Raw genomic sequence first — 5,456 nt, 5'->3', positions numbered from 1 at the left:
GTGCTCGTGTCCCTGTTCCCGGACGTCGACGTTCTGGTCGTCGCCCACCGGGACGCCGAGCACGTGCTTGCCCGCGACGGGAGCGCAGCGGACGTCGGGCGTGGGCTGGCGGCCGACTTCGACTTCGAGACGGTGGTCGTCACGCGCGGCGCGGACGGCGCGCTGGCGGTCCACGACGGGACCGTCTCCGAGCAGGCTGTGTTCGACGCGGACACCCACGACGCAATCGGGACCGGGGACGCGTTCGTCGGCGGATTCCTGGCGCGACGCATCGAGGACGGGTCCGTGCCCGACGCGCTCGCGTGGGGGGCGGCGACGGCAGCGCTGAAGCGCACGATCCCGGGCGACGTCGCGCTGGTCACCCGCGAGGAAGTGGAGGGCGTGCTAGCGGGCGACGCGGACGGTATCGACCGCTGAGAAGCGACCGGGGCGCGCGTTCCCGGCTTCAGCATCGCTGCAGCGCTCTCGCGATGCCGGCTGCGGCCCTCTAGGCGCTCCGGCAGTAGCCGGGCCGTTCTATCCCCCGAAAGGACTTACCCGTGCCCGCGGCACTCACAGGCATGGCTCGGTCCTCGCTCGTCGTCGCAATCGCCCTCCTCGCGGTGACCGCCGGCTGTGCCGGATTCGGCGGCCAGTCGACGACCACCACGGACGCACCCGAAACGACTGCGGAACCGACGAGACAGACGACTGCGGAACCGACGCAGACGCAGCCAGTGATCGCGGCGCCGGGATTCAACAGCGGGACGCTCGTCGACCCGCTCGCGCTCGCCGACGCGCACGCCGGCTGGTTGTCCGGGAAGTCCTTCGCGCGAGAAGACAATCAGACGACGCGGACCGCCGGGAACACGTCGTGGATTGCCACGACGATCCGCGTCGAGAACGCGTCGCGGTGGGAGACCCGGCAGGCGTTCTCCGCCACACACTCGTACACCGACAGTGGCGGCGAGATACACCAGTACGCCAACGCCACCTACGTCTACTCCCGGGCCGAAAGCGGCGACGGGAACGTCTCCTACAACGTCCAGCCGAACGGGTGGGCAGACGCGTCATCGCCGAACTCGCACGAACTCCTCGAGGAGCGCCACGCCCGCGGCTACGTCTACGACGTGTTCACGACGGCGTCGTGGACGACCATCGTCGACCAGACCAGCGGCGACGGACAGACGGTGTACCGCGTGCTCGGGAACGCGTCCGGCGACGCGCAGTTCCGCGGCGACACCGTCTCGAAGTTCACCGTGGAGGCGAGCGTCACCGGCGACGGTTTCGTCCAGCGGATGGACGTCTCCTACGAGGAGGACGGCACCGAGGTGACGCGAACTGTTGCGTTCTCGGAGGTCGGCGAGACGACCGTCGAGCGTCCCGAGTGGTTCGACACGGCGGTCAACCGGACGGACGCGGACTGACCAGTACGGGACGAGGCGGACGCTTGGCGGGTACGGGGTCCCCGGAACGCGGCGAGGGAGTCGCCGGACAGAAACCATTTCTCGGGGGCGGCCGTCCGTCCGAGCATGACGCGTCCACACGTCGTCGTCGTCGGAGCGTACGGGAGCGCTGGCGTCGCGGCCGCCGAGGTGCTGGCCGACGCGGACGTCGAACTCACGCTCGTCGACGACGGCGACCCGGGCGGCGGCCTCTGCATCCTGCGTGGCTGCATGCCGTCGAAGGAGGTACTGTCCGCCGCCGCGCACCGCTACCAGACCCGCCACGACCACCGACTGACCGGCGACCCGCCGGCCGTCGACCTCGACGCCGTCGTCGAGACGAAAGACGACCACGTGCTCGGGTTCGCCGAACACCGCCGCGCCGCCGTCCACGACCTCGCGGAGCGCGAGAACGTCACGTTCCACCACGAGACGGCCGAGTTCGTGGACGACTGCGTGCTGGACGTGGGTGGCGAGCGCGTGGACGCCGACTACGTCGTCGTCGCGACTGGCTCGGACCTGAACGTCCCGGACCTGCCGGGCCTCGGCGACGTGGACTGGATGGGGAGCAGAGACGTCCTCGACGCGACCGACTTCCCGGACTCCGGCGTCGTCATGGGGTTCGGGTACGTCGGCCTGGAGCTGGTGCCGTACCTCTCGGAGGCCGCCGGCATGGACATCACAGTCATCGAGCACGACGACCGGCCGCTGGACGACTACCACCGGTCGTTCGGCGAGGAACTGCTGGACATGTACCGCGAGGAGTTCGGCGTCGACGTCCGGACCGAGGTGTACGAGGAGCGCGTAGAACCGACGACCGACGGCGGCGTCCGACTCCACCTCGAGGACGGGACGACCGCCGAAGGCGACCAGTTGTTCCTGTTCACCGGCCGGCGGCCCTCGTATCCGGACGGCCTGGACGCGACGAGCCTGGACCCCTGGCCGGACTGGGTACAGGGGACGCTGCAGTCCGTCGACGACGAGCGCGTGTTCGTCGTGGGGGACGCCAACGGCGAGCGGATGCTGCTGCACAACGCGAAAGAGGAGGGCTACCTGGCCGGGCGGAACGTCCTCCACAGCGAGGTGGGCGAGGAACTGGAGCGCTACGACCCGCTCCCGCACAAGGTGCTGTTCTCCGGGACTGGCGTCTACCCGTTCGCGTCGCTCGGGCTGACCGCCCCGGAAGCACGGGAGGTGGGCCGCGACGTTGTGACCGCGCAGCGCGACGCGACCGACGACGGGGTGTTCAAGACGAAAGACGCCCCGCGCGGGACCGCGCGCCTCGTCGTGGACGCCGACGACGGCACGGTCCTGGGGTATCACGGCCTCCACTATCACGCGGACGTGATGGCGAAGACGATGCAGGTGGTCCTGGAGGCGGGGATGGACGTGCGCGAGATCCCGGACCGCGCGTACCACCCGACCACCCCCGAGATCCTGGACGGCCTGTTCCGCGAGACCGCCGACCAGCTCTGAGCGTCAGGTGGATTCGTGGTCCTCGAGGACGCTCTCGACGGCGCTGGCCAGGTCCTCGAAGCGGTCCGTCGGGAGGCGGTCGGTCGTCACGAACGTGCCGTGGTAATCGCCGATGACCCTGGTGAGGTAGCCGTGCTCGAACACCCGGATGGTGAACTGGTACTCGCCGAGCTCGGAGCCGTCGTAGATGGTCTTGGACCGGAACCCGAGGCGTTCGTTGTCGGCGAACCCGACGATGTTCGCGCCGGGTTCGAGGTCGTCGCGGAGGTACAGTTGTTCCTCCCCGACGGTGTCGAAGTACGTGACGCTGCGGAGGCGGTCGCCCACCGTGGTCCGACACGCTGACACGAGTTCGTTCGCGAGGTCCTCGGACACGTAGTCTGCTTCGCTGCTCATGTGTGCCCACGCGTGAGCCAGCGCCAAAAACCACGCGAGTAATTCTCAGGCGTTGGGATACCACATCGGGCATCGACGGAGTTCGACCCCGGCGACGCGTCGAGGAGAGTCGGCCAACGGCCCGTCCGAGGACTACGCTGCGTGTCGCTGGCAGCGCTGGACGGCGAAAACTGCGGGTCAACGCAAGCGTCTTCTCGATGGCCGTGGTATCAGTCCGCATGGATTCGCCGCGGACGCTGACCGAGCAACTGCTGGGCGACCACCTCGCCGACGGCGAGTTGACGCCGGGAGAGACCATCGCAATCGACGTCGACCAGGTGCTGTTGCAGGACGTCCTGGGGCCGCTGGTCTGGATCGAGTTCGAGGCGCTGGGGTTCGACGAGGTACAGACCGACGTCGCGGTGACGTACGCCGACCACCAGGTGTACCAGTTCGACAGCGACGACACGGACACCCACCGCTACCTCCGGACGGCCGCCCAGCACTACGGCGGCCACTTCTCGAAACCCGGCAACGGCATCTGCCACCAGGTCCACCGGGAGCGGTTCATCGAACCGGGCGCGACCCTCCTCGGGTGTGACTCCCACTCCACGACGATGGGCGGGTTCGGCGCCATCGGCATCGGCGCGGGCGGCCTGGACGTCGCGACGGCGATGGGCGGGTCGGCGTACACCTTCGAGATGCCGGAAATTGTCGAGGTCCGCCTGGACGGCGAACTCGCGGACTGGGCGTCCGCGAAGGACGTCATCCTCGAACTGCTGCGGCGCCTCTCCGTAGAGGGCGGCGTCGGCAGGGTCTTCGAGTTCACGGGCCCGGGCGTCGAGACGCTGTCGGTACCCGAGCGCTGCACCATCGCGAACATGACCACCGAACTCGGCGCGACCACCGCGGTGTTCCCGAGCGACGACCGGACGCGGCGCCACCTCCGTCGCCTCGGCCGCGAGGACGCATTCACCGAGCTCGCGCCGGACGAAGGCGCCGCGTACGACGACCAGTTGCGCGTCGACCTCGCCGACGTCGAACCGCTCGTCGCGAAGCCGTCGATGCCGGACAAGGTCGTGCCCGTCTCCGCGGTCGCGGGGAGCCCGTCGACCAGTGTCTGGTCGGCACGTGCACGAACGGGTCGTACTTCGACGTCGCGACGGTCGCGGACGTCGTCGCGGGCGAGACGGTCGCGGGCGAGACGGACTTCGTGGTCGCGCCGGCGTCGAAGCGCGCGGTCGAAGTGCTCTCCCGGGAGGGCGGCACTACCGACCTCTACGCGGCGGGCGTCAACCTCTCGGAGGCGACCTGCGGCGCCTGCATCGGCCAGGGCCACGTGCCCGCGTCGGACTCCGTGAGCCTCCGGGCGTTCAACCGGAACTTCAAGGGCCGGTCGGGGCTGCCCGACGACAGCGTCTACCTCGCGTCCCCGGAGGTCGTCGCGGCGAGCGCCGTCACCGGCGAAATCACGGACCCCCGCGACCTCGACGTCGACCCGCCGTCTGTGTCGCTGCCCGCTGATATGACCCGGACCGACGCGGAGATTCTCGCTCCGGACCCGGACACCGAGGTCCGGAAGGGCGACACCATCGGCAGCGTCCCCCTCGAACCGCCGCTGAGCGAGGACGTCGACGGCCCCGTGCTCACGAAAGCGGGCGCGAACGTCACGACGGACCACATCGTCCCCGCGAACGCCGAGGTCATGTCGCTGTGGTCGGACCCGCAGGCGTGCGCGGACTACACGCTCGTCCGCGTGGACGAGGACTTCCCGGAGACGGCGCGGGCCGCCGACGGCGGGTGGGTGGTCGCCGGGGAGAACTACGGCCAGGGTTCCTCGCGGGAGAACGCCGCGCTCGAACTCGCGGTGCTCGGCGTCGACGGCGTGCTCGCGAAGAGTTTCGCGCGCATCCACTTCGCGAACCTCGTGAACTTCGGCGTCGTGCCGCTGACCCTGCCCGACGACGCCTACGACCGCATCGACGAGGGCGACGACCTCGCCATCGTCGAGGACGTCGCCAGCGCGATCCGGGACGGGGCCGACGACGTCACGGTGTCAGTGAACGGCGACTGGACGTTCGAGGCCGGCGTCGACCTCACGCCCGGCGAGCGCGAGACGCTGCTCGCCGGCGGGAAACTCGCGCAACTCGAGCGCGAGCGTGACTGACCGACCGGCCACCA

General features: G+C 69.8%; 4 protein-coding genes and 1 pseudogene. 4 read left to right on the top strand and 1 reads right to left on the bottom strand.

All coding sequences use genetic code 11. From position 1 onward, the window contains the following. The 3 genes from GRX66_RS16085 to GRX66_RS16075 all read left to right on the top strand — a co-directional run. A partial coding sequence (locus GRX66_RS16085) for a PfkB family carbohydrate kinase (RefSeq protein ID WP_233745588.1) occupies positions 1 to 417 on the top strand: 417 nt, incomplete at its 5' end. 143 nt (positions 418 to 560) lie between these two features. Continuing rightward, positions 561 to 1,406: a hypothetical protein gene (locus GRX66_RS16080; RefSeq protein WP_159527434.1), complete on the top strand. Its 846-nt coding sequence runs from the start codon at positions 561 to 563 to the stop codon at positions 1,404 to 1,406. A 105-nt stretch (positions 1,407 to 1,511) separates the two neighbouring features. Further along, entirely contained in the window at positions 1,512 to 2,900 is a 1,389-nt protein-coding gene (locus GRX66_RS16075) for a dihydrolipoyl dehydrogenase family protein (RefSeq protein ID WP_159527433.1), read from the top strand. A 3-nt stretch (positions 2,901 to 2,903) separates the two neighbouring features. Here GRX66_RS16075 and GRX66_RS16070 read toward each other — a convergent pair whose 3' ends face one another. After that, positions 2,904 to 3,296: a DUF7522 family protein gene (locus GRX66_RS16070; RefSeq protein ID WP_159527432.1), complete on the bottom strand. Its 393-nt coding sequence runs from the start codon at positions 3,294 to 3,296 to the stop codon at positions 2,904 to 2,906. A gap of 218 nt (positions 3,297 to 3,514) precedes the next feature. Between GRX66_RS16070 and GRX66_RS16065 the strand changes: the two are divergent. Next, a pseudogene (locus GRX66_RS16065) lies at positions 3,515 to 5,442 on the top strand (aconitate hydratase). The last annotated feature ends 14 nt before the right edge of the window (positions 5,443 to 5,456 follow it).

This window comes from Halobacterium bonnevillei, assembly GCF_009831555.1.
Lineage (GTDB): Archaea > Halobacteriota > Halobacteria > Halobacteriales > Halobacteriaceae > Halobacterium > Halobacterium bonnevillei.
The sequence above is the reverse complement of the archived record's forward strand: the minus strand, read 5'-3'. Positions and strand labels throughout refer to the sequence as shown.

Coding starts and splice junctions, on each gene's coding strand:
- GRX66_RS16080 (WP_159527434.1), top strand. CDS start 561: ATGGCTCGGTCCTCGCTCGTCGTCGCAATCGCCCTCCTCGCGGTGACC.
- GRX66_RS16075 (WP_159527433.1), top strand. CDS start 1,512: ATGACGCGTCCACACGTCGTCGTCGTCGGAGCGTACGGGAGCGCTGGC.
- GRX66_RS16070 (WP_159527432.1), bottom strand. CDS start 3,296: ATGAGCAGCGAAGCAGACTACGTGTCCGAGGACCTCGCGAACGAACTC.